The sequence below is a fragment of the Ruixingdingia sedimenti genome (genome assembly GCF_031432425.1).
In the GTDB taxonomy this organism is placed as follows: Bacteria; Pseudomonadota; Alphaproteobacteria; order Rhodobacterales; family Rhodobacteraceae; genus Ruixingdingia; species Ruixingdingia sedimenti.
In genome coordinates, this window is the sequence record NZ_JAVKPH010000137.1 from 1 (window position 1) to 544 (window position 544).

Here is a 544-nt window from a genome sequence, read left to right on the forward strand (position 1 = left end):
CGGCGTTGCTGTCCTCGGCGGCGTCGGATGACGAGGCGCGGCTCGAAGAGGTGATGGAGAACCTCGGCCGCTACGACTTAACGGCGCTGGACCGCTGCCATCACCTCTATGACCTGAAGCAGATCCATGAACGGAAGTATCCGCAGGCGAAGCATGGTGGTGATCGCGGAAACCAACACACGGGTGGCAAGATCCACACTGTGGATCTTGCCACGGGTGCCCCGGAAATCTTCGGTTTCGCCAAGGCCGTGGCCGAGAAGATCGGGCTTAGCCGCAGCGCCATCGCCAAGGCCGTCAAGATCTGGGCCGACCTCTACCCGCCCCTGCGCCGCCGCCTGCATGGCTCGCCGATCGCCGACAAGCAGACCGAGCTGAAGGCTTTGTCCGAGCTTGGGATCAACGACCAGGTTCGGGTCGTGGACCTGATCCTGGGCGAGGATCATCCGGAAATCGTCAACGTGGCGGGCGCGCTGGCCTATCTGGCCGGAGGCGTACAGCCCACGGCCGAGGAAAAGCGCTTCACCGCGATCCGCGACACCCTGAC

At 64.2% G+C, this 544-nt stretch carries 1 pseudogene; it reads left to right on the forward strand.

Annotation, left to right across the window (positions count from 1 at the left end):
• Positions 1-544 (forward strand): annotated as a pseudogene (locus RGD00_RS23475) (ParB/RepB/Spo0J family partition protein); the annotation flags it as partial.